The sequence below is a fragment of the Pseudomonas sp. WS 5051 genome (assembly GCF_012985715.1).
Classification (GTDB): domain Bacteria; phylum Pseudomonadota; class Gammaproteobacteria; order Pseudomonadales; family Pseudomonadaceae; genus Aquipseudomonas; species Aquipseudomonas bubulae.
In genome coordinates, this window is the sequence record NZ_JAAQWV010000012.1 from 21,781 (window position 1) to 46,782 (window position 25,002).

Consider the following 25,002-nt stretch of genomic DNA (forward strand, 5'->3'; position numbering starts at 1 on the left):
GGTTGCATTCGCCCTGTAGCCGCTGCTGAAGAAACCAGGCAGCGGCTACACAGGCTCCTGTCATCACGCACCCGGCACAAAATGCTTCTGCGCCGTGCCGTGGGCGATCAGCCGCGAGAGATAGTTCATTTTGTCGGCGTCCTGATCGACAAAGCGAAAGGTCAGTTGCAACCACGCACTGTCCGGTTTTGGCTCGAATGCCACGATGGCATGCAGATAACCGTTCAAACGCGCCACCTCGGCGTTCTCGCCCTGCTCAAGGTCGAGTACGGCACTGTCCAGTACCTGAGGCAGCACTTCGCCACGACGCACCACCAGCAGCGCCTCCTTGAGGCTCAACGCCTTGATCACGCAGGTTTGGGTACCGCTGGGCAAACGCAGTTGCCCCTGACCACGGCTGGTCAGCGCCGGTGCCGCGACAGGTGCCGGCCGTGGTGCCGGAGCAACCGGGGCAGATGTCACCGTCGTTGGGGTCACGACCTGCGCCTTGCCACCGGTCAATGCATTCAGCGAATCATTGCCAAAGGCCGAATTAACCCGCGTCGGGATGCTGGCCATCACGGCGCTCAGCAATCCCGCCTTGGTGAACGCCTTCTTCACCTTCGACAGTAACTGCTCATTGGTGAAGGGTTTGCTGACGAAATCCGAAACTCCGGCCTGAATGGCCTGGATCACGTTCTCTTTGTCACCACGGCTGGTGACCATGATAAAAGGCAGCGTTTTCAGACGGTCTTGCTCGCGGCACCAGGTCAACAGCTCAAGGCCGGACATCTCCGGCATTTCCCAGTCGCACAGCACCAGATCGAAGGCTTCACGGGACAGCAAGGCCTGGGCTTTGCGGCCGTTGACCGCGTCTTCGATCCTGATGCCCGGGAAGTAGTTACGCAGGCAATTTTTAACCAGATCACGAATAAACGACGCGTCATCTACCACCAGCACACTAACCTTGCTCATCGACTGCTCCTTGGATATGAACGCCCGAAAACCAAAACGCCCGGCATTGAGCCGGGCGTTTTTTAGATCGGGCTGCCTTATTTATCGTCAGGCGACGACGCAACATTAGCGTTATCGGCACCCGTGCCCTGAACTTCTTCGCGCATGCGCTTGAGACCCATGTGCCGCACGTCTGTACCGCGTACCAGATAAATCACCAGCTCCGAGATATTGCGGGCGTGGTCGCCGATACGTTCCAGTGAGCGCAGCACCCAGATGATGCTCAACACACGCGTGATCGAACGCGGATCTTCCATCATGTAAGTGGCCAGCTCACGCAGCGCGGTCTTGTACTCACGGTCGATGATTTTGTCGTACTGCGCCACAGACAGGGCAAGATCGGCGTCAAAGCGGGCAAACGCATCCAGTGCATCACGCACCATATTGCGCACCTGGTCACCGATATGGCGCACTTCAACGTATCCGCGCGGCGCCTCACCTTCTTCGCACAACTGAATGGCCCGACGGGCGATCTTGGTCGCTTCGTCACCAATGCGTTCCAGGTCGATCACCGACTTGGAAATGCTGATGATCAATCGCAAGTCAGACGCCGCAGGCTGACGACGGGCCAGAATACGCAGGCACTCCTCGTCGATATTGCGCTCCATCTGGTTGATCTGTTCATCGATCTCACGCACCTGTTGCGCCAGGCCCGAGTCGGCCTCGATCAGTGCGGTCACCGCATCGTTGACCTGCTTCTCGACCAGGCCGCCCATCGCCAGCAGGTGGCTGCGCACGTCTTCGAGTTCCGCGTTGAACTGCGCGGAAATGTGATGGGTGAGGCCATCCTTTGAAATCATGGTTCTGCTCCGCAAAAGCTGTGAGCTGCACGCGGTTAGCGGCCAGCCGAATTATCGTGACATAGAACGGGCAATGCCGCTCAAACTAGCCATAGCGCCCGGTAATGTAGTCTTCGGTCTGCTTTTTGGCCGGGTTGGTGAACAGCGTGTCAGTGTCACCATATTCAACCATCTTGCCCATGTACATGAACGCCGTGTAATCCGAGACACGGGCTGCCTGTTGCATGTTGTGGGTTACGATCACGATGGTGAACTTGGACTTGAGCTCGTAGATCAGTTCTTCGACTTTCAACGTCGAGATCGGGTCGAGTGCCGAGCATGGCTCATCGAGCAGCAACACTTCGGGCTCTACCGCGATGGTACGGGCAATCACCAGACGCTGTTGTTGGCCACCGGACAAACCCAGTGCCGAGTCGTGCAGGCGGTCTTTGACTTCGTCCCACAACGCCGCGCCCTTGAGGGCCCATTCGACGGCTTCATCGAGCACACGCTTTTTATTGATGCCCTGGATGCGCAGGCCGTAAACCACGTTCTCGTAAATGGTTTTGGGGAACGGATTGGGCTTCTGGAATACCATGCCGACGCGGCGACGCAGTTCGGCTACATCCTCGCCCTTGCGGTAGATGTTGTTGCCGTACAGGTTGATCTCGCCTTCTACGCGGCAACCGTCCACCAGGTCGTTCATGCGATTGAAGGTACGCAGCAGCGTCGACTTGCCACAGCCGGACGGACCGATAAACGCCGTGACCCGTTGTTTCGGGATATTCAGGCTGACGTCGTATAGAGCCTGTTTTTCACCGTAGTAAAGATTCAGGCCCGGGACTTCAATAGCGACTTCTTCGTTTGCCAGGTTCAAGCTTTGTTTGGTGCGACCCAAGGCGGACATGTTGATGCCGTGGGTTGAGGATTCATGCTGCATGGGTTGCTCCATACGCTAAAAATTCGTTTCGGTTTTTCAGTAACCGGGTTTCTTCTGGAGAGCGGGTTTGCTCGCGATTCAGGCACCTCGGTTTCACGCTGAAACCTTACCGATACCATCGCGGGCAAGCCCGCTCCCACAGGTCATGTGTCTATCAGCTATCCAGCGCCTTGTACTTCTCGCGCAGGTGGTTACGAATCCACACGGCGGACAGGTTCAGGGTCGCGATCACCAGCACCAGCAGCAGCGCCGTGGCGTATACCAGCGGTCGGGCGGCTTCGACGTTCGGGCTCTGGAAGCCGACGTCATAAATATGGAAGCCCAGGTGCATGATCTTCTGGTCAAGGTGCAGGTACGGGTAGTTGCCGTCCAGCGGCAGCGACGGCGCCAGTTTGACCACGCCCACCAGCATCAGCGGTGCCACTTCACCGGCGGCACGGGCCACGGCGAGGATCATGCCGGTCATCATGGCCGGGCTGGCCATCGGCAGCACGATTTTCCACAGGGTTTCCGATTTGGTTGCACCCAGCGCCAGCGAGCCTTCGCGCACTGTACGCGGAATCCGCGCCAGCCCTTCTTCGGTGGCCACGATCACTACCGGCACGGCCAGCAGCGCCAGGGTCAGCGAAGCCCACATCAGGCCAGGTGTACCAAAGGTCGGCGCAGGCAATGCTTCTGCGAAGAACAGGCGGTCAACCGAGCCGCCCAGCACATACACAAAGAAGCCCAGGCCGAATACGCCGTAAACGATGGCCGGTACGCCTGCCAGGTTGTTCACCGCGATACGGATGATCCGGGTCAGGGTGTTTTGCTTGGCATATTCACGCAGGTAAACCGCCGCCAGTACGCCAAACGGCGTCACGATCACCGCCATGATCAGGGTCATCATTACCGTGCCGAAAATAGCCGGGAAGATCCCGCCCTCGGTATTGGCTTCACGTGGATCCTGGCTCAGGAATTCCCAGATATTGCTGAAATACATCGCCAGTTTCTGCCAGCTGTTCATCGCGTTCGGCTGGTACACCTTGACCACCTTGCCGATGCCGATTTCCAGCTCTTTGCCGTTGGCATCCCGGGCCGTGAGGCTGTCACGGTTAAACTGTGCATGCAACTCGCCCAGGCGGTCCTCGATGGCCTTGTAGCGGGCATTCAGCTCGGCGCGCTCGGTTTCCATGTCAGCCTGTGCTTGCGGGGTCAGCTTGCCTTCCAGCTCCAGCTTGCGACCGTGCAGGCGGATACGCTCCAGACCGTAGTTGATCGCGCCGATGTCTTTCTTCTCAAGCTGGCTCAGTTGCGCGGCCAGGTCATTGACACGCTTGACCCGGGCTTGCAGCTCCGGCCAGGCCGCGGCACCTTCTGCCACCACCTTGCCGTTTTCCTTGACGTTAACCAGGTAGCCGTAGAAGTTGCCCCACTCGCGACGCTCAATGGCCATCAACTCGGGCGGCGTGCTCTGGTTCGTCAACCACTCGCCGACCACCCAGGTAAAATCATTACCGTTCAGGTCACGGTTGCCGACCTTGATCAGCTCCCGGGTCATGAACTCCGGGCCTTGTTCAGGCACCGGCAGGCCCGCACTTTTCAGGCGCTCGCGGGGCACTTCTTCCTTTTGCACCACTTCGCCGATCACCAGGTGATTGGCATCACCCGGCACGTTGTATTCAGCGTGGATCAGGTCGGCCGGCCAGAAGTGGCCCAAGCCACGCACGGCAATCACCGAGAGCAGGCCGATGGTCATGATGACGGCGATGGACACTGCGCCACCGCTGATCCAGACGCCTGGAGCGCCGCTCTTGAACCAGCCTTTGAGGGAGTTCTGTTTCACAGACTTCTACCTTCCTTAAAGCGACGAATATTTCTTGCGCAGACGCTGACGAATCAGTTCGGCAAGAGTGTTCATGATGAAGGTGAACAACAGCAGCACCAGCGCCGAGAGGAACAGCACGCGGTAATGGCTACCGCCCACTTCCGACTCCGGCATTTCCACCGCCACGTTCGCCGCCAGGGTACGCAGGCCTTCGAACAGGTTCATTTCCATGACCGGGGTGTTACCGGTGGCCATCAACACAATCATCGTCTCGCCGACCGCACGGCCCATACCGATCATCAGTGCCGAGAAGATCCCCGGGCTGGCCGTCAGGATGACCACGCGGGTCATGGTTTGCCACGGTGTGGCACCCAGCGCCAGCGAACCCAGGGTCAGACCGCGAGGCACACTGAACACGGCATCTTCAGCAATCGAGTAGATGTTGGGGATCACCGCGAAGCCCATTGCCAGACCCACAACCAGAGCATTGCGCTGGTCGTAAGTAATGCCCAGGTCGTGGGAGATCCACAGGCGCATATCGCCACCGAAGAACCAGGCTTCCATGAACGGGCTCATATACAGCGACAGGCCGCATACAAACAGAATCACCGGGATCAGGATCAGGCTTTCCCAACCGTCAGGCACACGCAGGCGGATCGACTCGGGCAGGCGGCTCCAGGTGAAGCCCGCCACCAGAATGCCGATCGGCATCAGCACCAGCAGGCTGAAAATCCCCGGCAAGTGGCCTTCCACATACGGCGCCAGGAACAGACCGGCGAAGAAACCGAGGATTACCGTCGGCATCGCCTCCATCAGCTCGATCACCGGCTTGACCTTGCGGCGCAGGCTTGGAGCCATGAAGTAAGCGGTGTAGATGGCTGCGGCAACGGCCAGAGGTGCCGCCAGCAACATCGCGTAGAACGCTGCTTTCAAGGTACCGAAGGTCAATGGCGCCAGGCTCATTTTCGGTTCGAAGTCAGTGTTGGCGGCTGTCGATTGCCAGACGTATTTAGGCTCGTCGTAGTTCTCGTACCAGACCTTGCTCCACAGCGCGCTCCAGGACACTTCCGGGTGCGGGTTCTTCAGGGTCAGTGGCAGCAGCTTGCCGCCCTCTTCCACGATGATGCGGTTGGCACGCGGCGACAACGCCATGACGCCCGGACCTTCTGCCACTTTCTCGACCAGCAGGGTGCGATGCGCGGTGCTGTGGAACACACCGATCTCGCCGGCCGCGTCCAGAGCCAGGAAGCCCTTGCGGCGTTGCTCGGCAGTGATTTCAACAATCGGCGACGTGCCCATCTGGAAGCTGCGGATATGCTTGAAGCGCTGCTCGCCATCCGGGTCGCGAGCCATGAACCACTGGCTCAGGCCACCCTTGGAATCACCAAAAATCAGCGAAATACCGCCCACCAGTTGTGTGCTGGCGGTGATCTCGGTGGTTGCGTCATCCACCAGCTTGTAGCGACCGTTGAGGCTTTTGTCGCGCAGGCTGAAGACATCGGCCTGGGCGCGATCATTGATCACATACAACCACTGCTGACGCGGGTCGATATACAGCGCTTTGACCTTCGCGGTCATCTGCGGCAGGTCGATACGGGTCTCGGTGTTGGTGACCTCGTCGGTCATCATGTTTTCTTCGCGGGCCAGTGACAGCACGTTCAGTTGCGCGCCCGAGGAACCGGCCAGCACCAGCGTTGAATCGTTGACGCTGAGGTTGACGTGATCCAGTGCACCACCCTGCGGGTCGAGGACGATTGGCGTTTCGCCATACGGGTATTCGATTGCCGGGGTGATGGTCTTCTTGCCATCCGGGTAGCTGACTTTATAGCTGTGACGGAACACCAGCGCCTGACCGTTGGACAGGCCCAGCACCGCCATCGGATTACCCGGCTGGTCTTCACCCAGAGAAGTCACTTGAGTGCCGGCCGGCAACGGCAGGTTGACCCGCGACAGCTCTTCGCCGTTCTTCGCATTGAAGAACAACACCATGCCCTTGTCGGACACCCGCATACCGACCTGATTCTGCTCTTCGATGGAGATCATCAGCGGCTTGCCGGCGTCCTGCATCCACACCGGCGTAATCGCCTGTTTGGCGTTCAGGTCGGCACCCTGGAACAGTGGATAAACCACATAGCCCAGGAAGAAGAAGATCAGAGTGATTGCGCCAAGCACGGCAAGACCGCCGATAAATACATACCAGCGGGTCAGGTGATCTTTAAACGCGCGGATACGGCGCTTGCGTTGCAGTTCAGGCGTATTGAAATCAATGCGCTTGGGAGCGGATGTCGTAGTCATTGGGGAATTGGCCAGATCATTCATGCGCACACCCTAGCGGTCCTGTATGACAGAAAGATGACAAAGCAGTGACGCAAAAAATCCGCCGCCCAACGGTGCTGGCAGCGGAATGGAAAATTTGGTGAAGCGGTTGCGAGGCAAACCTGCAGGAGCGGGCTCGCTCGCGATGGCGTCAACTCAATAGGTCTGATGTACCAAGTTGCCTGCATCGCGAGCAAGCCCGCTCCCACATGGCGTCTGCTTATGCGCCTTCTTTCAGGCCCAGGTCAGCCAATGCTTTGGCAGCGACTTTGGCTGGCAGAGGGATATAGCCATCCTTCACGACCACTTCCTGACCTTGCTTGGACAGGACCAGCTTGATGAACTCGGCTTCCAGCGGGTTCAGCGGCTTGTTCGGCGCCTTGTTCACGTACACGTAGAGGAAACGCGACAGCGGGTATTTGCCGTTCAGTGCGTTTTCTTCGGTATCTTCGACAAACTCGGTGCTGCCTTTTTTAGCCAAAGGCACGGTCTTCACGCTGGCGGTTTTGTAACCGATGCCCGAGTAACCGACGCCGTTCAGCGAGCTGCTGATCGACTGCACAACCGAAGCCGAGCCCGGCTGTTCGTTCACGTTAGGCTTGTAGTCGCCTTTGCACAGGGCTTCTTCCTTGAAGTAGCCGTAAGTGCCGGATACCGAGTTACGACCGAACAGTTGAACCGGCTTGTTGGCCAGGTCGCCGGTCACACCCAGGTCGCCCCAGGTTTTAACGTCGGCTTTGGCGCCGCACAGGCGGGTCGAAGAGAAGATCGCATCAACCTGTTCCATGGTCAGGTGCTTGATCGGGTTGTCCTTGTGCACGAACACGGCCAGGGCATCCACTGCCACCGGGATGGCGGTAGGCTTGTAGCCGTACTTCTGCTCGAAGGCAGCCAGTTCGTTGTCTTTCATTTTGCGGCTCATCGGGCCCAGGTTAGCGGTGCCTTCAGTAATCGCAGGCGGCGCGGTCGAAGAACCGGCAGCTTGAATCTGGATGTTTACGTTCGGGTATTCTTTTTTGTACGCCTCAGCCCACAAGGTCATCAAGTTCGCCAGGGTGTCGGAACCAACGCTGGACAGGTTGCCCGACACACCAGTGGTCTTCACGTAGGGCTGAATAGCCGGGTCAACACCAGCGGCAACCGCATTGGCAGTTGCAACGCCTGCGGCGACAAAAGTCAGGGCCGCCATCACACGCTTCAGTTTCATGCCTTACTCCTAGCAAACGGGGTTAGATGAATCGGGGGCCAGTATCTGCAGGCCATGTGACTACTCTATGAACCGATTGTGACAATTAGATGAAAGGCCATCATTCGTTACAAATGATGGCCTTCGGGGAGAGGCTAGCGAAGTGTCATGGCCACTGAGCGATGTCTCAGCGGCCCTTTTTCCACAAATAAGCACCGACCACCAGGCCCATCGTGCAGATAATGGCCACGTAATACGCCGGCCCCATCGGGCTTTCCTTGAGCAACAGGGTCACGGCCATTGGGGTCAGACCGCCAAAGATGGCGTAGGCCAGGTTGTAGGAAAACGACAGGCCACTGAAACGCACCACTGGCGGAAAAGCTTTAACCATCACATAAGGGACGGCACCGATGGTGCCGACAAACAGACCGCTCAGGGAATACAGCGGGAACAGCCAGTCCGGATGCTGCAGCAGGCTGTGATAGAAGGTCCACGACGTGATCAGCAACCCGGCGCAACCCACCACAAACACCTTGCCCGCACCAAAGCGGTCAGCCAGGGCGCCCGAAGCGATGCAACCCAAACTCAAAAAGACGATCGCCAGGCTATTGGCTTGCAACGAGGTGGTCGCTGAAAAACCATAAATGGTTTGCAGCACCGTGGGCGTCATCAGAATGACCACGATGATCCCGGCAGACAGTAACCAGGTCAGCAGCATCGAGACCACAATCGCCCCGCGATGGTCGCGCAGCACGGTCTTGAGCGGGACTTCCGCAGCCAGCGCCTTGCGCAGCTGCAACTCGGCAAATACCGGTGTCTCGTGCAACCAGCGACGCAGGTACACCGAGAACAGGCCGAACACGCCGCCCATCAGGAATGGAATCCGCCAGGCAAAGTCAGACACTTCAGCCGGCGTATAGATCGTATTGATCGCCGTGGCCATCAGGGAACCCAGCAAGATGCCCGCGGTCAACCCGCAGGTCAGGGTGCCGCAGGCGTAGCCCACATGCCGTGGCGGCACATGCTCGGCCACGAACACCCAGGCCCCGGGCACTTCACCACCAATGGCCGCGCCCTGGATCACGCGCATCAGCAGCAACAGAATCGGTGCCCACATGCCAATCTGCGCATAGGTCGGCAGCAAGCCCATGATCAAAGTCGGTACAGCCATCATGAAGATGCTCAACGTGAACATCTTTTTGCGCCCCAGCAAATCACCAAAGTGCGCCATGACAATGCCGCCCAAAGGACGCGCCAGATAACCCGCAGCGAAAATACCGAAGGTTTGCATCAGACGTAGCCACTCGGGCATGTCCGCCGGAAAGAACAGTTTCCCGACCACGGTGGCAAAAAATACAAAAATAATGAAATCGTAAAACTCCAGCGCACCACCCAAGGCAGACAGCGACAAGGTTTTATAGTCATTACGGGTTAACGGCCGCGAAGGCGGTGCAGCACTGGAAGGCTCTGTGATCATGGGGTATTGCTTCTCTTATTAGGCACGGCAAAAAGCTGCAACTTCGCCGGCAGGGGCTGGGCAGGTTTTGAAAGATAACAAATTGTTTACAAAAGCACAGAGCTAGACGTGCAGCGCATCCAAAAAGCAGAATCAGGAGGTCGTCGGCCAGGCTGTCCCCCGATATACTCATGCTGTAAGAAACACTTGGTAACTTCTGAGGTTGCTGTGCGAAAACGTCCGCTGGCCACTTCAGCCGATTTCGCAGAGTTTCCCCTTGGTGCGGCTTATGAAGAACGTGACGAACGTAGTATGTTCGGGCTGAATCGTTTTTCTAAAGACGCTTTTTCACCCGCAGTACTTATGATGAATCACGGGTCAGAGGCCCTTAGGCATGCTAGAGCTCGAACAAGAAGATCCAATTCCGCAAGGCGATCTGGCCTTGCAAATCACCGCCCTGCCGCGCGAGACCAATGGTTTCGGCGATATTTTTGGCGGCTGGCTGGTCTCTCAAATGGACCTGGCCGGTACCGCAATGGCCAGCAAGGTTGCCGGTGGCCGTGTAGCCACTGTCGCTATTGATCGTATGGCATTTCTGGTACCCGTGGCCGTGGGCGCACAATTGTCGTTCTACACCCAGGCACTTGAGATCGGCCGCAGCTCGATCCAGATGATGGTTGAAGTGTGGAGTGACGACCCGTTGTCCAGCGAATGGCGTAAAGTGACCGAAGCGGTCTTTGTCTTTGTCGCCATCGATGGCAGCGGCCGCACCCGCTCCGTTCCGCCACGTCGTTAAACCTATAAATAGAGAACCTGCCATGCACCACATTGAGTCAGTCACCCTGGATGAACTGGAGTGCTGGCACTTCCAGCATGGCCAGGCCCAACTGCTGGTCGCCAAACAGGGCGCGCAGGTTCTCAGTTATCAGGTAGGTGATGAGCCGCCGATCATCTGGCTCAACGAAAAAGCCCAATTCAAGCAAGGCCATGGCATCCGCACGGGCGTGCCGGTGTGCTGGCCCTGGTTTGGCAACCTGGCACTCAACCCGCAAAGCGTGCAGGCCATGCGCCACAGCGATGAACCCGCCACGGCCCACGGCCTGGTACGTACGCGCGAATGGGAAGTGCTGGAGATCGATGACGCCGGTGAGGCGCTGCATATAGCGCTGGGCTTGCCCCACATCGAAGGCGGCCTGCCCGGCTGGCCCCACGACGTGGCGCTGACCCTGAACATCCGCCTCGACAGCCAACTGCATATCAGCCTCACCAGCCATAACCGCAGCAGCATCCCGGTGAGCATCAGCCAGGCCCTGCACAGCTACTTTGCGGTCAGCGACGTGCGCAAGGTTGAGGTCAAAGGAGTCGACGGCCTGACCTACATCGACACACTCGACGACTGGAAACGTGTTGCGCAAGCGGGCGATTTGACCTTCAGCGGCGAAACCGATCGTATCTACCTCGATACCCCGCAGCAGTTGAGCATCGTCGACCCGGACTGGTCGCGCACGCTCGAGCTGACCAGCCGCGGCTCGCGCTCGGCGGTAATCTGGAATCCCTGGATCGACAAGACCGCCACGCTCGGCGATATGGCCGCAGATGGCTGGCAGCGCATGCTGTGCATCGAAACCGCCAATGTGATGGATGACATCATCACCCTGGAGCCGGGCGCCAGCCATACGCTGAGTGTGAGTATTGGCAGCGAGCGCCTGAAAACCTGATACAACCAAAACCTGTGGGAGCGAGCCTGCTCGCGAAGTGTGTTTTCGCGAGCAGGCTCGCTCCCACAATTGGTCTGATCCCTACAAGTCTTCCTCAACCACTACCCGCACCTTGCTCGCATCCAGCGCATAGGCCGCATCGGCCAGGTCATTGCTGACCTTCTCGACCTTCAGCGAGCCCATCACCCACAACGGCGTGTAGATGTCATCCAGCTTCAAGCCTTTTGGATAGCGCACCAACACCAACTGATTGGGCGGCGGAGGCGGCACATGAATGCAGGCGCCCGGGTACGGCACCAGGAAAAACAGCGTGCTGCGACCCTTGGCGTCTGTTTCCAGAGGCACGGGGTAGCCACCCAAACGGATATTTTTGCCGTTCATGCTGGCCACTGTCTTGCTGGAGTACATCACCGCGGGCAGGCCCTTGCTCTGCTTCAAACCACCCTTGTCGGTAAACGTACTATTGGCCTCGGGCGAGTCATGGTCAATTTCGGGCATTTGCTCAAGGGCTATTTGATCCGACTTGGGCATCAGTTCAAGCCAGTCGGTTTCGGGCAACTCTGCCGCATGTGCCAGGCCTGAACCCAGCAAAAGAAAAGTCAGTAGAAGACGGCGCATGCAAGGCTCGATAAAAGAAGGATTGAACGCGCGCAGTTTAACCCTCTCTGCGGCTGGCGCAGAGAGAGCCAAAGCGTTTAATCAGGACTTTTTCGACACTAGGCCGTAGATCACCAGCAAGATCACGGCACCCACCACGGCACCTATAAAGCCGGCACCCTCGCCTGCCTTGTAGATACCAATCGCCTGACCACCATAGGTAGCCGCCAGCGAGCCGCCGATACCCAGCAGGATGGTCATGATCCAGCCCATGCTGTCGTCACCCGGTTTCAGGAAACGAGCCAGCAGGCCAACGATCAAGCCGATAAAAATGGTTCCGATGATGCCCATGGACGCTCCCTCAAAATTAAATGGCGTTACAACCAAAGCCTAGTCAGCACTTTGGCATCACGCCATCAGAGAGCAGCGACAACCCAATGGTTCCGTACAAAGCGATTTACGCTTCGTCGATCAGGGCTTCAACCTTGAGGATTTGCGCTTGCAACGTCGCCATATCAGCGCAGCGCAGGTTGGCGTGACCGACTTTGCGGCCGACCTTGAACGCCTTGCCATAGTGATGCAGATGGCAATCAGCAATCGCAATCACCTTCTCAACCGGCGGCACGCTGCCGATGAAGTTGAGCATGGCGCTTTCGCCCACTTTGGCTGTCGAACCCAACGGCAGGCCGGCGATGGCGCGCAAGTGGTTTTCGAACTGGCTGCACTCGGCACCTTCGGTGGTCCAATGCCCGGAGTTATGGACACGCGGGGCGATTTCGTTGGCCTTGAGGCCACCGTCGACTTCAAAGAATTCGAATGCCATCACCCCAACGTAATCCAGCTGCTTGAGCACACGGCTGGAGTAGTCTTCAGCCAGGGCTTGCAACGGGTGATCGGTACTGGCAACCGACAGCTTGAGAATGCCGCTGTCGTGAGTGTTGTGTACCAATGGGTAGAACTTCGTTTCGCCATCACGGCCGCGTACGGCAATCAGCGACACTTCGCCGGTGAACGGCACAAACCCTTCCAGCAGGCACGCCACACTGCCCAGTTCAGCAAACGTATCCACGACATCGGCAGGGGTGCGCAGCACTTTCTGGCCCTTGCCGTCATAACCCAGGGTGCGGGTCTTGAGCACGGCAGGCAGGCCAATGGTGGCCACTGCTGCGTCCAGATCAGCCTGGGACTGGATGTCGGCAAATGCCGGCGTCGGAATGCCCAGATCCTTGAACATGCTCTTTTCGAACCAGCGATCGCGGGCAATGCGCAACGCTTCGGCGCTCGGGTATACCGGGACGAATTGCGACAGGAAAGCCACGGTTTCAGCGGGAACGCTTTCGAACTCGAACGTCACCAGGTCGACTTCGTCAGCCAACTGGCGCAAATGGTCCGGGTCGCTGTAGTCCGCACGCAGGTGTTCACCCAGCGAGGCGGCACAGGCATCAGGAGCCGGATCCAGGAAAGCGAAGTTCATCCCCAGCGGAGTGCCCGCCAGAGCCAGCATGCGGCCCAATTGACCGCCACCGATTACACCGATTTTCATCGTCAGAAACCTCAGGCTACGCGCGGGTCTGGATTGTCCAGCACGCTGTCTGTCTGTTCAGCACGGAATGCTTTCAAAACGGTATGGAACTGCGGATGCTTGGCGCCCAGGATGCTCGCCGACAACAGGGCAGCGTTGATCGCGCCCGCTTTGCCGATGGCCAGGGTTGCAACCGGGATGCCCGCCGGCATTTGCACGATCGACAGCAGCGAGTCTACGCCCGACAGCATCGCCGACTGCACCGGTACACCGAGCACTGGCAAATGGGTTTTGGCTGCACACATGCCTGGCAGGTGGGCTGCGCCACCGGCACCCGCGATGATGACCTCGATCCCGCGGCCTTCGGCCTCTTCGGCATACTGGAACAGCAGATCCGGAGTGCGGTGGGCAGAGACCACTTTCACTTCGTAAGGAATGCCGAGTTTTTCCAGCATATCGGCGGTGTGGCTGAGGGTGGACCAATCGGACTTGGAGCCCATGATCACGCCTACCAGTGCACTCATCGTCGCGCCTCTTCTCTTGGGCGCCCGCAGGCGCGTCAAAAAACAACAAGCCACGTGGAGGATCCGACGTGGCTTGTTATAGGAATTAAGGCCGGTCAAGCCAGCCGAAGGCCGCGCAGTATACCCCAAACATGTGCCTTGAAAGCACCTTTGACGACCATCTGTCATGCACATCGGATAATCCTGAATCCCCCGGTTTTATTGACCTTCAGGTCAAAACACGCCTCCTCGGCTACGGCCTCTGATCATCAGGTGCCACGCCTACATTGCACAGAGATAGAAACGACCTAACTCGACGAATTCCAGCCACGGCGAAACCTGGAATTAACGTCTTCACTTAAATTCAAACCGGTAACAGCAAAAACGTAAACAGTCCTGCAAGGATTGCAGGCTCTTTATTAAAAGGATATTTCCCATGCAACCGATCACACTTTATATTTTTATCCACAACGATGTCCCGCACCGTGCCATCAACACATTGGGGCGTGCATACTTCAAAGAGTTTACCGACGAAATCACGGCAATTACAAAACGATCTTTTATATTCAAGGACATACGTAACGTGCAGGGCATGACTGACTTCAACTATAAAAGTCAGTCCATAGACGATGTTCTTCATCGATGGCAGTTGGCGGCCATCCGGTACAAAAACCAACAGGGGTTGAAGTGGGGTAAAACCGAACGCTACATTCTGGTTACTCAATCCCCGCTCAACGAAACCACCCTGGGCTGCGCTTACCCCGGACAACCCGCCGTCATTGCCAGCCTTAAACACTATCAAGTGATCGCCCATGAAGTAGGCCACAGCTTCAATGCATCCCACAACAATGCAGCACTCGGCCACAATCCATGGGGAAGCGTGTGTGAAACGTTCATGTTTCCCAACGCTTCAACTTTTCGAAGTAATTGTTACCGTTTCACGCCGGAAAACAGAGGCAACATAAGGGCATTCTTAAGTGATGCCCCCTAAGACCGGAGTTTCTAACAGACTTATCAGTCGTCACCTGAATGAAGGGCTAAAAATGCGACCGATCAATATATATACATTTGTTCATGACACTGTTCTTCAGAAAAACGATCGCCACCTAAAATATTTATTTTTCGATATTTTTACGCCCCAGCTATCAAAGATGACTGGCCGTTCGGTTAACGTTGTATTTCTACGGGATATTCCCGACATCACAAATTTTGACTACCTGTCCTTCTCAGATAACCGTCTGGATATTGAGCCAGTTATTGAAGCGCTGAGCACGGCCATTAAAGCCGTCTTTGCTGCATACATGGCTGAACATCGGCGGGCCGGAAAACCTGCCGATTTATACCTGATCCTGATTGATGGACTCCTCATGCCCTCAATGGGGGTGGAGGGCATGGCTATTCCAGAGGCCAACATCGCTATCGCCACGACACTTGGACGAACGGTGGTGGCCCATGAAATAGGGCACTGCCTCGGCGCTACCCATGAGGATGTTGCCTTGTATCGTGAGCCCGAACGTAATGATCCTTCTCACTGTGCAACCTTTATGGCAACGGGCCGCGAGGAGGGTGCTTGCTCTATCTTCAGCTTTAGCAGTGAAAATTACGCCAACATAAAGCAGCACCTAAAAAAAGCCCCTTAAAACCCATAACAAAAAACCCATTCACTCCGGTTGAGTTCCACTTTCCAGCTTGCGCCACAACAAACGTACGTTGGCCTTGCGCACCAGGGCACAGCGGTACAGGCGAATCTCCAGCGGCACATGCCATTGAGGGCCTCCACACACCACCAGCTCGCCCCGCGCCAGCTCGGCGCGCACGCTCAAATGCGGCACCCAGGCGATGCCCAACCCTTCGAGCGCCATGCTTTTAAGGCTGTCGGCCATCGCGGTCTCATAAATAGTGGTAAAGCGCAGGCTGCGCTGGCGCAGCAGCAAATTCACCGAGCGGCCCAGAAATGCGCCAGCGCTATAGGCCAGTAGCGGCACGCTGACATCGCCTTCCAGATCGAACAACGGCTTGCCGTCGGCATCGGCAGCACATACCGGCAGCATTTCGGTATTACCCAGGTGCAAGGACGGGAAAATTTCCGGATCCATCTGCAAGGCCGCATCCGGATCGTAAAAAGCCAGCATCAAATCGCAGCCACCTTCGCGCAAAGCATGCACCGCGTCTCCGACGTTAGTCGCAACCAGTCGTGTCGCGATGTTCAGCCCTTCATTGCGCAACTGGGCGATCCAGCGCGGGAAAAAACCCAGGGCCAGGGAGTGAGCGGCAGCCACTTGCATGACCTCACCCTGCCCGCCTTCGAGGTGATGAAGATGACGCAGCACCTCACCCAACTGTTCGACGACCGTACGTGCGGTAACCAAAAACAGCTGACCGGCCGCAGTCAACTCCACCGGGGTGCGGGAACGATTCACCAAGGTCAGCCCAAGCGCCGCTTCAAGGCTGCGAATTCGCCGACTAAAGGCCGGCTGAGTGACGAAACGGCGCTCTGCTGCCTGGGAAAAACTGCGGGTAGCAGCCAGGGCACTGAAGTCCTCTAACCATTTACTTTCGAGATTCATCGAGTCCTCCCGGACGCGCACCAAAATGGGTCACACGCTCGACGCGCCTGCCGCGTCACGTCGCTATTATGCCGTTTATGCATAGGTTAGTGTTTAAAGGCATTGGCCCAAAATAGTCTGCAGGCCTAGGATTCGCAGCGTTCCGGCCCAGACCGGGTTCATATCGAGATGATTTCTATCATGTCCTCCGCTGCATCTTTCCGTACCGAAAAAGACCTGCTTGGCGTACTCGAAGTACCCGCTCAAGCGTATTACGGCATCCAGACCCTGCGAGCGGTGAACAACTTCCGTCTCTCCGGCGTTCCGATCTCGCATTACCCGAAGCTGGTTGTGGGCCTGGCCATGGTTAAACAAGCCGCTGCTGACGCCAACCGCGAGTTGGGTCATCTGAGCGACGCCAAGCACGCTGCCATCAGCGAAGCGTGTGCACGTCTGATCCGCGGCGATTTCCACGAAGAGTTCGTGGTGGACATGATTCAAGGCGGCGCTGGCACTTCAACCAACATGAATGCCAACGAAGTGATCGCCAACATCGCGCTGGAGGCCATGGGCCATCAGAAAGGCGAATACCAATACCTGCACCCGAACAACGACGTCAACATGGCGCAGTCGACCAACGACGCCTACCCGACGGCCATTCGTCTGGGCTTGTTGTTGGGTCACGACGCGCTGCTGGCCAGCCTCGACAGCCTGATCCAGTCGTTTGCAGCCAAAGGCGCCGAGTTCAGCCACGTCCTGAAAATGGGCCGTACCCAGCTGCAAGACGCCGTGCCAATGACCCTGGGTCAAGAGTTCCGCGCTTTCGCCACTACATTGAGTGAAGACCTGGCTCGCCTGAAAACCCTGGCACCAGAGCTGCTGACTGAAGTGAACCTGGGTGGCACCGCCATCGGTACCGGCATCAACGCCGACCCGCGTTACCAGATGCTGGCCGTGAACCGCCTGGCCACCATCAGCGGTCACCCGCTGGTACCGGCGGCCGACCTGATCGAAGCCACCTCCGACATGGGCGCCTTCGTACTGTTCTCCGGCATGCTCAAGCGTACCGCGGTCAAGCTGTCGAAGATCTGCAACGACTTGCGCCTGCTGTCCAGCGGCCCACGTACCGGCATCAACGAAATCAACCTGCCAGCACGTCAGCCAGGCAGTTCGATCATGCCAGGCAAGGTCAACCCGGTTATCCCGGAAGCCGTGAACCAAGTGGCATTCCAGATCATCGGTAACGACCTGGCCCTGACCATCGCTGCCGAAGGTGGCCAGCTGCAACTGAACGTTATGGAGCCGCTGATCGCGTTCAAGATCTTCGACTCGATTCGTCTGCTGCAACGCGCCATGGACATGCTGCGCGAACACTGCATCACCGGCATCACGGCCAACGAAGCGCGCTGCCGTGAACTGGTCGAGCACTCGATTGGTCTGGTGACTGCACTTAACCCGTACATCGGTTATGAAAACGCCACCCGTATCGCCCGTATCGCTCTTGAAAGCGGCCGCGGCGTACTGGAACTGGTGCGCGAAGAAGGCTTGCTCGACGACGCCATGCTCGACGACATCCTGCGCCCGGAAAACATGATTGCTCCGCGTCTGGTGCCACTCAAGGCCTGATGCTGTAACACGCTCAACGCTCACCAGGTCGAGGGACTAGACACCTCTCACCTTTTGAGGGCTTGCAGATACGTCTGCAGGCCCTTTTTTTTGGCCCTGGAATTTTGAAACCCCTCCCCCCTCTCCCAGAGGGAGAGAAGACTAAAGGCAAAAGCAGATCTGATTAACGCCACAAATCGAGCCCTTTCACCCTCAGGGAGAGGGCTGGGGTGAGGGCAATTTGACAATAAACAAAGCCATATCGGACAACTCACACATGAAAATTCAGTCACTTATGCAGACGCTTCCTGCGCTCCTAGGTATAGTGCCGCCCCTCTTCCTGTGCCCGGCCCCAGCACCAGCGGCCATCGTCAGCACGGAAACAGCATCGTAAACCAAGCAGCAACATGGCCAGGGTCACACTGATCGCCTACGTTTATGCCTTGCTCAAGCAGGTGTAACGCGATATTTCGATCCGGCCGTGTTGCCATCAGATAAAAACAGCGAGGAATAATCCATGCTTGAAGTCATCAATGACTTCCTCTCAGGGAAAGTGCTAATCGTGCTCATGGTCGGGCTCGGTGGCTACTTCACGATCCGCTCGCGTTTCGTTCAGTTTCGTTACTTTCTGCACATGTTTTCGGTTTTCAAGGACAGCCTGCGCAGCAGCGCCGGTGAGCTGAGCTCATTTCAGGCATTGATGCTGAGCCTGGCCGGCCGTGTCGGCGCGGGCAACATTGCCGGCGTCGGTATTGCCGTTACCCTGGGTGGCCCCGGTGCCGTGTTCTGGATGTGGGTGACCGCCCTGGTCGGCATGTCCAGCAGCCTGATCGAATGCTCCCTGGGCCAGCTGTACAAGCGTCGTGATTCGGAAGGCCAACTGCGCGGCGGCCCGTCCTTCTATATGAAGTACGGCCTGGGCAAAGTGTGGATGGGCAAACTGATGGCCGTGCTGTTGCTGATCACCTTCGGTTTTGCCTTCATGGGCCTGCAAGCCCATGCCGTGACCCACTCGCTGCAAGACGCCTTCGGCTTCAAGGTCAACTACTCGGGGCTGGCCATCGCCATCCTGCTGGGCCTGGTGTTTATCGGCGGGATCAAGCGTATCGCTTCGGTGGCCGACCTGCTGGTACCGGTCAAGACCCTGGCCTATATTGCGGTCACCCTGTATGTGATCGTACTGCAGTTCGACCACGTACCCGCCATGCTGGGCCATATCGTCAAGAGCGCCTTCGGCCTGGACCCTGTGTTCGGTGGCCTGATCGGCAGTGCAATCGTGATGGGCGTCAAACGTGGCGTCTTCGCCAACGAAGCCGGTCTGGGCAGCGCCCCGAACGTGGCTGCCGTGGCCGATGTTGAGCACCCGATCGCCCAAGGCGTGGTGCAGGCATTCAGCGTATTCCTCGACACCTTTGTGATCTGCACCTGTACGGCTTTGCTGATTCTGTTGTCGGGCTTCTACACCCCAGGTTTTGAAGGCGACGGCATTGCCCTGACCCAGAACTCCCTGGCAGCCGTGGTCGGCGAATGGGGTCGTGTCTTTATCAGCGTGGCCCTGGCGCTGTTCGTGTTCACTTCGATGCTCTACAACTACTACCTGGGCGAGAACAACCTGCGCTTTTTGGTTGGAGAGAGCCGCAAAGCACTGATGGGTTATCGCGCACTGGTACTGGTGCTGATCTTTTGGGGGTCGATCGAAAACCTGCAAACGGTTTTCGCTTTCGCCGACATTGCCATGACCATGCTCGCCTTCGTTAACCTGGTTGCGCTGGCGATGCTGTTCAAGATCTGCATGCGCGTGCTCAAGGACTACGATGACCAGCGCCGCGCGGGGATCAAGACACCTGTCTTCGATTCCAGTAAATTCCCGGATCTGGATCTCGATCTAAAGGCCTGGCCGCCAAAGCCGGCCGCCCAGGTCGACGAAACAAAACGCTGATACTTGACGCGGCGGTTCTCCAGAACCGCCGCGTTTTTGCTTATGGAGACTCAATAATGACCGCAGCCACTCATCACACCTGCCAACACGTCATGGTGCTCTACACCGGCGGCACCATCGGCATGCAGGCCAGCGCCAGCGGTCTGGCACCAGCCTCGGGTTTTGAGGCACGCATGCGCGAGCACCTGGCCAGCCAACCGCAGCTGCAAGTACCGCAATGGGCCTTTCGCGAAATGAGCCCGCTGATCGACAGCGCCAACATGACGCCTGCCTACTGGCTACGCCTGCGCAGCGCGATCATCGAAGCGGTCGAGCAGGATGGCTGCGATGCTGTACTGGTCCTACATGGCACTGACACGCTGGCCTACAGCGCTGCGGCGATGTGCTTTCAACTGCTGGGCTTGCCTGCACCGGTACTCTTCACCGGCTCCATGCTGCCAGCGGGCGTACCTGACAGCGATGCCTGGGAAAACATCAGCGGTGCCTTGCAGGCGCTGGGCCAGGGCCAGCCTAACGGCGTGCAGTTGTACTTCCACGGCAAGCTGATGGCTCCAACTCGCTGCGCCAAAGTGCGCAGCTTTGGCCGTAACCCGTTTGTGACGCTGACACGCAACGGCGGCGGGACCAGGGCCAGCACCCTCCCGGCAGAACTGGCCTACAGCTACCCCAAACACCAGGCCAGCGTAGGCGTGCTGCCACTGGTGCCAGGGATTGGCGCCGCCCAGCTCGATGCCTTGCTCAACAGCGGGATCGAAGCCCTGGTACTGGAGTGTTTCGGCAGTGGCACCGGCCCTGGCGACAACCCGGACTTTCTCGCCAGTCTGCAACGGGCACAGGAAAATGGCATTGTGATCGTGGCCATTACCCAATGCCATGAAGGCGGTGTAGAACTGGACGTGTACGAAGCTGGCAGCCGCTTGCGTGAGGCGGGTGTGCTGTCAGGTGGCGGAATGACCCGCGAGGCCGTGTTCGGCAAACTGCATGCCTTGCTTGGCGCTGACCTGCCGCTGGCCGAGGTGCGCCGCCTGATCGAACTGGATGTGTGCGGGGAGCTGGCCTAAAAGCCCATAACCCGGCCTATGTAGCCGCTCTAGCAGGCTGTGATGGACTGTGCACCAGACCCGCCTTGATTGAAGGTCCTGCGGCCCTTATCGCAGCCTGCGGCAGCGGCTACAGGTTCGGTGTACATCCCCCGGCACACAACTTGCTCGCTTCCTGCACCTCCCAGGCAGGAAACGAGCATGCTCCACTCCCATCTCACAACGCTCAACGCCGTATCCCTGGTGCTCAGCACCTTCAACGCAGAAGGCTTGCCCAGCGAGATGCTGCTGGCCGGCAGCGGCATTCGGGCGGCGGACCTGAGCCGTGCAGACACTCGCATCACCACCAATCAGGAAATGCGCGTGTGCGCCAATGCCGTGGCTCTGCGCCGCGAAATCGGCCTTGAACTAGGGCGACGCATGCATGTGTCGTCCTACGGCATACTCGGTTACGCCCTACTCACCAGTGCCACCTTAGGTGACGCATTGCGTCTAGCTTTACGCTACCCGGCGCTGCTGGGAACACTTTTTGAGCTGAGCCTGGAGGTCGAGGGCGAACAGGTCCGGTTCTGTGCCAATGGCTATGCCGAGAGCCCGCAAATGGCGGTGTTCAATACCGAGCTATGCCTGGTTTCGCTCAAGGTTATATGCGAAGACTTGCTAGGCCAATCGCTGCCGCTATTGGGTGCACGCTTTATCCACAGCGCACCCGACTACCACGCCAGCTACGGGCAAAGCTTCGATTGCCCGCGTCAGTTCGATGCCGACAGCAATGCTTTCGCCTTCGCCAAGCGATGGCTCGACCAGCCTTTGCCACTGGCCGATGCGGTGACCCATCAAGCGATGGCCGAGCGTTGCCGCAAACAGAATCTGGAGTTCACCGGGAGACAAACCTGGCTGGAACGCATCCGCCAGTTGCTGGCCGCACAACTGCATGCAGCCCCCGGCCTCGAAGGGCTGGCCGAGCACATGAACTGCTCGCCGCGCACCCTGCGCCGCCACTTGCACGATATGGGTTGCAGCTACCAGACGCTGCTCGATGACCTGCGTTTTGAGCGCGCCAAGCTGCTGCTCAACGAAACCGAATGGCCCATTTACAAGATTGCCGAGACCCTGGGTTTCAGTGAAACCGCGAGCTTCCGCCATGCCTTCGTGCGCTGGAGCGGGGTTGCACCCAGCCAGTTCCGGGCCTGATTCAGAGGGGATGGGCAGGGGCCAATTACGGTCAACCATTTTGGCCACATACATCTCCTTTTGGCCGCTCCTGCCGTTCTCTCAAACCCCCGGCGCCGCAAGACTGTAGCCAACCGCTCATGCCCTGGGAGAACAAGACAATGCTGACGATCTATTCGGACGATCACCACCTGCATCATGGCCGTTGTGAGTTGATGGACGGGCAACTGTTGCCCTGCTTTGAAATGCCATCACGGGCCGACCATATTTTGCAACGTGTACAAACCCGTGAACTCGGCCCAGTGAGCGCCCCGCAAGACTTCGGCCGCGGGCCTATCGAGCGGATTCACAGTGCGGCCTACCTGGACTTTTTCCAGGGTGCCTGGGACCGCTGGGCCCAACATGGCCGCGACGGTGACTTGCTGCCTTATACCTGGCCTGCCCGTACTTTACGTGCCGTTCTGCCCACCAGCCTGCATGGCCAGCTTGGGTATTACAGCTTCGACGGCGGAGCGCCGATTACTGCGGGCACATGGCAAGCGGCTTACAGTGCAGCGCAAGTAGCCCTGACTGCCCAAGCCGAAATTCAAAACGGCGCCCACAGTGCTTTCGCACTTTGCCGGCCACCGGGGCATCACGCCGCCAGCGACTTGATGGGCGGTTACTGCTACCTGAATAACGCCGCCATAGCAGCCCAGGCCTTTCTCGATCAAGGCCACAGCAAGGTGGCTATCCTCGACGTTGATTACCATCACGGCAATGGTACGCAGTCGATTTTCTATGAACGTAACGACGTGCTGTTTACCTCGATTCACGGCCATCCTGAGGCCGAGTTTCCGTTCTTTTTAGGGTATGAAGATGAACTGGGCGAAGGGCCCGGGGAAGGCTTTAACTTCAACTACCCGCTGGCTGCGGGTTCGGCCTGGGATCGCTGGAGCGCGGCGCTGGAATTGGCCTGCGCTGAAATCGAGCGCTATGACGCTGGCGTAATCGTGGTTTCTCTGGGTGTGGATACATTCAAGAACGATCCAATCTCCCAATTCAAACTCGACAGCCCGGACTACCTGCGCATGGGTGAGCGTATTGCGCGGCTGGGCAAACCGACACTATTTGTGATGGAAGGTGGTTACGCCGTAGAGGAAATCGGCGTGAATGCGGTGAATGTGCTGGAGGGGTTTGAAAGCGCACAATGATCAAGCCCTTCCTGTGGGAGCGGGCTTGCTCGCAATTCAGCCGGTGCGGTCTGTCTGAATTAATGCGGTGCCCCCCTCGCGAGCAAGCCCGCTCCCACAGGTTCAACGGCTGCCATTCCACACCTTGCCCAGGCGCTCCAGCGCCGCTTTGATCTCCACTTCGGGTACCGCTGCAAACCCCAGCACCAATCCCGCGCGGTTATCCACAGGCTCACTCGAATCCTGCAACCAATAACTGCTCAGCCCGTTGATCTCCACGTCCACTGCCCGGGCCTGCGCCAGCAGTTGCTGCTCACGCGCCAAACTCGCCACCGGCACCGCCACATGCAAGCCCGCCGCGATACCCGGCATGGCCCCAACCTCCGCCAACCCCTGTGGCCAGTTGGCCAGCAACACATCACGGCGACTCAAAGCCGCGCGACGCATCCGCCGTATATGCCGCTGAAAATGCCCCGCCGCCATAAACTCGGCCATCACCGCCTGAGTGCCGACCTCCGAATGGCGCATATCCAGCGAGCGCCGGCGGGCAAACGGCTCGATCAGCCCCTTGGGCAGCACCAGATACCCCAGGCGCAACGCCGGAAACGCCACCTTGCCGAAGGTACCGACATAAATCACCCGCCCGCTGCGGTCCAGTGCTGCCAGCGGGGCCAGCGGCGCACCGCTATAGCGGTACTCGCCATCGTAGTCGTCTTCGACAATCCAGCCCTCTGTACGCTCGGCCCAGGCCAGCAGTTCCAGGCGCCGGGCCAGGCTCATGGTGACCCCGCAGGGGTATTGATGGGAGGGCGTGACATAGGCCAGCCGGCAGTTGCTCAAATGCGCCAGCGCCGAACAGTCCATACCGTCCTGATCCACCGCCACGCCCTGCACATTCGCCCCGGCAATCGCAAAGGCATAGGCAGCTGCGCGATAGCCGGGGTTTTCCACAGCCACCCCTTCGCCCGGCTCCACCAGCAGCTGTGCACAAAGGCTAATTCCTTGCTGCGCGCCACTGGTGATCAAAATTTGCTCAGCCGTACACGATAAACCTCGTGAAGTACGCAAATAAGCCGCAATCAATGCACGCAGACGCTCATCACCTGCAGGATCGCCGTAGCACAGATGCTGCAACTCCGGCTTACGCCAAAAAGCCGCCTGCAGCTTGCTCCATACCTCGAAAGGGAATAAGTCGAACGCCGGAACACCCACCCGAAATGCGCGGGGAACACCACTGGGTGGCAGGTCCAATGCATGGGTTGCAACCCTGCTCAGAGCCGTGCTGTGGATAACTTTACTGGATGTAATTACAGGTATTTCAGGCTGTTTTGTGGATAACCCTGGGGATAAGCCTGTTGAAAAGCCTGTGGATAAGTTGGTGGACAACTTTTTTAGCGGCAGGGCTTTTTCTGGCAATTTGGCGACATAGGTACCGTCCCCAACTCTCCCCTCAATAAATCCTTCGGCATACAACTGGTCATAGGCCCGCATCACACTATTGCGGGAAATCCCCAAGGCACCGGCCATGTCACGGCTGGCGGGCAAGCGCGAGCCGCCATTCAAACGACCATCAAGCACACGTTGGCGCAATGCCAGATACAGCTGGCGGCTCAGACCCTTTTTGGGATCAAGCTCGATCCCGGCGGGGTTGAAGGCGATGGAAAGAACTGAATCCTTCATGGATTGGACCTATGAAATTGACCATTAATG

The 25,002-nt window shown here is 58.1% G+C and carries 22 protein-coding genes; 9 read left to right on the top strand and 13 right to left on the bottom strand.

The annotated features are described in order from the left end of the window. Positions 1–63: 63 nt before the first annotated feature. From HBN79_RS18015 to HBN79_RS18045, 7 genes are all read right to left on the bottom strand, one after another. Positions 64–954 carry a response regulator gene (locus tag HBN79_RS18015; protein ID WP_095017951.1) on the bottom strand — a complete coding sequence of 297 codons (891 nt, stop codon included), beginning with the start codon at positions 952–954 and terminating at the stop codon, positions 64–66. Between the two features lie 77 nt (positions 955–1,031). Continuing rightward, positions 1,032–1,793, bottom strand: coding sequence for a phosphate signaling complex protein PhoU (gene phoU, locus HBN79_RS18020; protein WP_094999522.1), 762 nt, complete (start codon positions 1,791–1,793; stop codon positions 1,032–1,034). Between the two features lie 85 nt (positions 1,794–1,878). Beyond that, the gene (gene pstB, locus HBN79_RS18025; RefSeq protein ID WP_094999523.1) at positions 1,879–2,712 is read right to left on the bottom strand and encodes a phosphate ABC transporter ATP-binding protein PstB; all 834 of its coding nucleotides are present in this window, start codon (positions 2,710–2,712) and stop codon (positions 1,879–1,881) included. Between the two features lie 154 nt (positions 2,713–2,866). Next, on the bottom strand, positions 2,867–4,537 hold the full coding sequence (pstA, locus tag HBN79_RS18030) for a phosphate ABC transporter permease PstA (protein WP_095017950.1): 1,671 nt from the start codon (positions 4,535–4,537) through the stop codon (positions 2,867–2,869). 15 nt (positions 4,538–4,552) lie between these two features. Beyond that, positions 4,553–6,838, bottom strand: coding sequence for an ABC transporter permease subunit (locus HBN79_RS18035; protein WP_169916977.1), 2,286 nt, complete (start codon positions 6,836–6,838; stop codon positions 4,553–4,555). 217 nt (positions 6,839–7,055) lie between these two features. Next, the gene (locus HBN79_RS18040; protein WP_094999526.1) at positions 7,056–8,042 is read right to left on the bottom strand and encodes a phosphate ABC transporter substrate-binding protein PstS; all 987 of its coding nucleotides are present in this window, start codon (positions 8,040–8,042) and stop codon (positions 7,056–7,058) included. A gap of 166 nt (positions 8,043–8,208) precedes the next feature. Beyond that, positions 8,209–9,498: an MFS transporter gene (locus tag HBN79_RS18045; protein WP_094999527.1), complete on the bottom strand. Its 1,290-nt coding sequence runs from the start codon at positions 9,496–9,498 to the stop codon at positions 8,209–8,211. Between the two features lie 373 nt (positions 9,499–9,871). Between HBN79_RS18045 and HBN79_RS18050 the strand changes: the two genes are divergently transcribed. Then, a complete protein-coding gene (locus tag HBN79_RS18050; RefSeq protein WP_003438129.1) occupies positions 9,872–10,273 on the top strand; it encodes an acyl-CoA thioesterase in 402 nt (133 codons plus the stop codon). Positions 10,274–10,295: 22 nt separating this feature from the next. After that, positions 10,296–11,195 carry a D-hexose-6-phosphate mutarotase gene (locus tag HBN79_RS18055; protein WP_095017948.1) on the top strand — a complete coding sequence of 300 codons (900 nt, stop codon included), beginning with the start codon at positions 10,296–10,298 and terminating at the stop codon, positions 11,193–11,195. An 81-nt stretch (positions 11,196–11,276) separates the two neighbouring features. Here the strand turns inward: HBN79_RS18055 and HBN79_RS18060 are convergent, their stop codons facing one another. The 4 genes from HBN79_RS18060 to purE all read right to left on the bottom strand — a co-directional run bounded on the left by HBN79_RS18060 (position 11,277) and on the right by purE (position 13,838). Continuing rightward, a complete protein-coding gene (locus HBN79_RS18060) occupies positions 11,277–11,813 on the bottom strand; it encodes a DUF3299 domain-containing protein (RefSeq protein ID WP_169916978.1) in 537 nt (178 codons plus the stop codon). A gap of 81 nt (positions 11,814–11,894) precedes the next feature. Continuing rightward, a complete protein-coding gene (locus HBN79_RS18065) occupies positions 11,895–12,143 on the bottom strand; it encodes a GlsB/YeaQ/YmgE family stress response membrane protein (RefSeq protein ID WP_016782939.1) in 249 nt (82 codons plus the stop codon). A 106-nt stretch (positions 12,144–12,249) separates the two neighbouring features. After that, positions 12,250–13,335 (bottom strand): 5-(carboxyamino)imidazole ribonucleotide synthase, encoded by a 1,086-nt coding sequence (locus HBN79_RS18070; protein WP_094999530.1) that lies wholly within the window; start codon positions 13,333–13,335, stop codon positions 12,250–12,252. An 11-nt stretch (positions 13,336–13,346) separates the two neighbouring features. Then, a complete protein-coding gene (gene purE / locus HBN79_RS18075; RefSeq protein ID WP_016782937.1) occupies positions 13,347–13,838 on the bottom strand; it encodes a 5-(carboxyamino)imidazole ribonucleotide mutase in 492 nt (163 codons plus the stop codon). A gap of 415 nt (positions 13,839–14,253) precedes the next feature. Here purE and HBN79_RS18080 point away from each other — a divergent pair, with 415 nt between their 5' ends. Together HBN79_RS18080 and HBN79_RS18085 are read left to right on the top strand one after the other, a co-directional pair. Beyond that, complete coding sequence (locus HBN79_RS18080; protein ID WP_095023128.1) at positions 14,254–14,808, top strand: reprolysin-like metallopeptidase; 555 nt, start codon at positions 14,254–14,256, stop codon at positions 14,806–14,808. 52 nt (positions 14,809–14,860) lie between these two features. Further along, on the top strand, positions 14,861–15,457 hold the full coding sequence (locus tag HBN79_RS18085) for a hypothetical protein (protein WP_169916979.1): 597 nt from the start codon (positions 14,861–14,863) through the stop codon (positions 15,455–15,457). Between the two features lie 21 nt (positions 15,458–15,478). Here HBN79_RS18085 and HBN79_RS18090 read toward each other — a convergent pair whose 3' ends face one another. Continuing rightward, positions 15,479–16,384, bottom strand: a complete 906-nt coding sequence (locus tag HBN79_RS18090) for a LysR substrate-binding domain-containing protein (protein WP_095017945.1) — start codon at positions 16,382–16,384, stop codon at positions 15,479–15,481. Positions 16,385–16,564: 180 nt separating this feature from the next. Between HBN79_RS18090 and aspA the strand changes: the two genes are divergently transcribed. The 5 genes from aspA to HBN79_RS18115 all read left to right on the top strand — a co-directional run bounded on the left by aspA (position 16,565) and on the right by HBN79_RS18115 (position 23,313). Continuing rightward, positions 16,565–17,989 (top strand): aspartate ammonia-lyase, encoded by a 1,425-nt coding sequence (aspA, locus tag HBN79_RS18095; RefSeq protein ID WP_094999533.1) that lies wholly within the window; start codon positions 16,565–16,567, stop codon positions 17,987–17,989. 496 nt (positions 17,990–18,485) lie between these two features. Further along, positions 18,486–19,907 carry an alanine/glycine:cation symporter family protein gene (locus HBN79_RS18100; RefSeq protein WP_094999534.1) on the top strand — a complete coding sequence of 474 codons (1,422 nt, stop codon included), beginning with the start codon at positions 18,486–18,488 and terminating at the stop codon, positions 19,905–19,907. A gap of 56 nt (positions 19,908–19,963) precedes the next feature. Next, the gene (locus HBN79_RS18105; RefSeq protein WP_094999535.1) at positions 19,964–20,968 is read left to right on the top strand and encodes an asparaginase; all 1,005 of its coding nucleotides are present in this window, start codon (positions 19,964–19,966) and stop codon (positions 20,966–20,968) included. A 180-nt stretch (positions 20,969–21,148) separates the two neighbouring features. After that, positions 21,149–22,141: an AraC family transcriptional regulator gene (locus tag HBN79_RS18110; RefSeq protein ID WP_094999536.1), complete on the top strand. Its 993-nt coding sequence runs from the start codon at positions 21,149–21,151 to the stop codon at positions 22,139–22,141. 140 nt (positions 22,142–22,281) lie between these two features. Further along, positions 22,282–23,313, top strand: a complete 1,032-nt coding sequence (locus tag HBN79_RS18115; RefSeq protein WP_095020581.1) for a histone deacetylase family protein — start codon at positions 22,282–22,284, stop codon at positions 23,311–23,313. Positions 23,314–23,415: 102 nt separating this feature from the next. Here HBN79_RS18115 and HBN79_RS18120 read toward each other — a convergent pair whose 3' ends face one another. After that, on the bottom strand, positions 23,416–24,972 hold the full coding sequence (locus HBN79_RS18120) for a PLP-dependent aminotransferase family protein (RefSeq protein WP_169916980.1): 1,557 nt from the start codon (positions 24,970–24,972) through the stop codon (positions 23,416–23,418). Positions 24,973–25,002: the final 30 nt, after the last annotated feature.

Excerpts from the sequence above, each read along its gene's own strand:
- HBN79_RS18080 (WP_095023128.1), top strand. The coding sequence starts at position 14,254 with ATGCAACCGATCACACTTTATATTTTTATCCACAACGATGTCCCGCAC.
- HBN79_RS18045 (WP_094999527.1), bottom strand. The coding sequence starts at position 9,498 with ATGATCACAGAGCCTTCCAGTGCTGCACCGCCTTCGCGGCCGTTAACC.
- HBN79_RS18110 (WP_094999536.1), top strand. The coding sequence starts at position 21,149 with ATGCTCCACTCCCATCTCACAACGCTCAACGCCGTATCCCTGGTGCTC.
- HBN79_RS18065 (WP_016782939.1), bottom strand. The coding sequence starts at position 12,143 with ATGGGCATCATCGGAACCATTTTTATCGGCTTGATCGTTGGCCTGCTG.
- HBN79_RS18100 (WP_094999534.1), top strand. The coding sequence starts at position 18,486 with ATGCTTGAAGTCATCAATGACTTCCTCTCAGGGAAAGTGCTAATCGTG.
- HBN79_RS18055 (WP_095017948.1), top strand. The coding sequence starts at position 10,296 with ATGCACCACATTGAGTCAGTCACCCTGGATGAACTGGAGTGCTGGCAC.
- HBN79_RS18050 (WP_003438129.1), top strand. The coding sequence starts at position 9,872 with ATGCTAGAGCTCGAACAAGAAGATCCAATTCCGCAAGGCGATCTGGCC.
- HBN79_RS18115 (WP_095020581.1), top strand. The coding sequence starts at position 22,282 with ATGCTGACGATCTATTCGGACGATCACCACCTGCATCATGGCCGTTGT.
- HBN79_RS18105 (WP_094999535.1), top strand. The coding sequence starts at position 19,964 with ATGACCGCAGCCACTCATCACACCTGCCAACACGTCATGGTGCTCTAC.
- HBN79_RS18085 (WP_169916979.1), top strand. The coding sequence starts at position 14,861 with ATGCGACCGATCAATATATATACATTTGTTCATGACACTGTTCTTCAG.
- HBN79_RS18040 (WP_094999526.1), bottom strand. The coding sequence starts at position 8,042 with ATGAAACTGAAGCGTGTGATGGCGGCCCTGACTTTTGTCGCCGCAGGC.
- phoU (WP_094999522.1), bottom strand. The coding sequence starts at position 1,793 with ATGATTTCAAAGGATGGCCTCACCCATCACATTTCCGCGCAGTTCAAC.
- purE (WP_016782937.1), bottom strand. The coding sequence starts at position 13,838 with ATGAGTGCACTGGTAGGCGTGATCATGGGCTCCAAGTCCGATTGGTCC.
- HBN79_RS18035 (WP_169916977.1), bottom strand. The coding sequence starts at position 6,838 with ATGAATGATCTGGCCAATTCCCCAATGACTACGACATCCGCTCCCAAG.
- HBN79_RS18090 (WP_095017945.1), bottom strand. The coding sequence starts at position 16,384 with ATGAATCTCGAAAGTAAATGGTTAGAGGACTTCAGTGCCCTGGCTGCT.
- aspA (WP_094999533.1), top strand. The coding sequence starts at position 16,565 with ATGTCCTCCGCTGCATCTTTCCGTACCGAAAAAGACCTGCTTGGCGTA.
- pstB (WP_094999523.1), bottom strand. The coding sequence starts at position 2,712 with ATGCAGCATGAATCCTCAACCCACGGCATCAACATGTCCGCCTTGGGT.
- HBN79_RS18015 (WP_095017951.1), bottom strand. The coding sequence starts at position 954 with ATGAGCAAGGTTAGTGTGCTGGTGGTAGATGACGCGTCGTTTATTCGT.
- HBN79_RS18070 (WP_094999530.1), bottom strand. The coding sequence starts at position 13,335 with ATGAAAATCGGTGTAATCGGTGGCGGTCAATTGGGCCGCATGCTGGCT.
- HBN79_RS18060 (WP_169916978.1), bottom strand. The coding sequence starts at position 11,813 with ATGCGCCGTCTTCTACTGACTTTTCTTTTGCTGGGTTCAGGCCTGGCA.
- HBN79_RS18120 (WP_169916980.1), bottom strand. The coding sequence starts at position 24,972 with ATGAAGGATTCAGTTCTTTCCATCGCCTTCAACCCCGCCGGGATCGAG.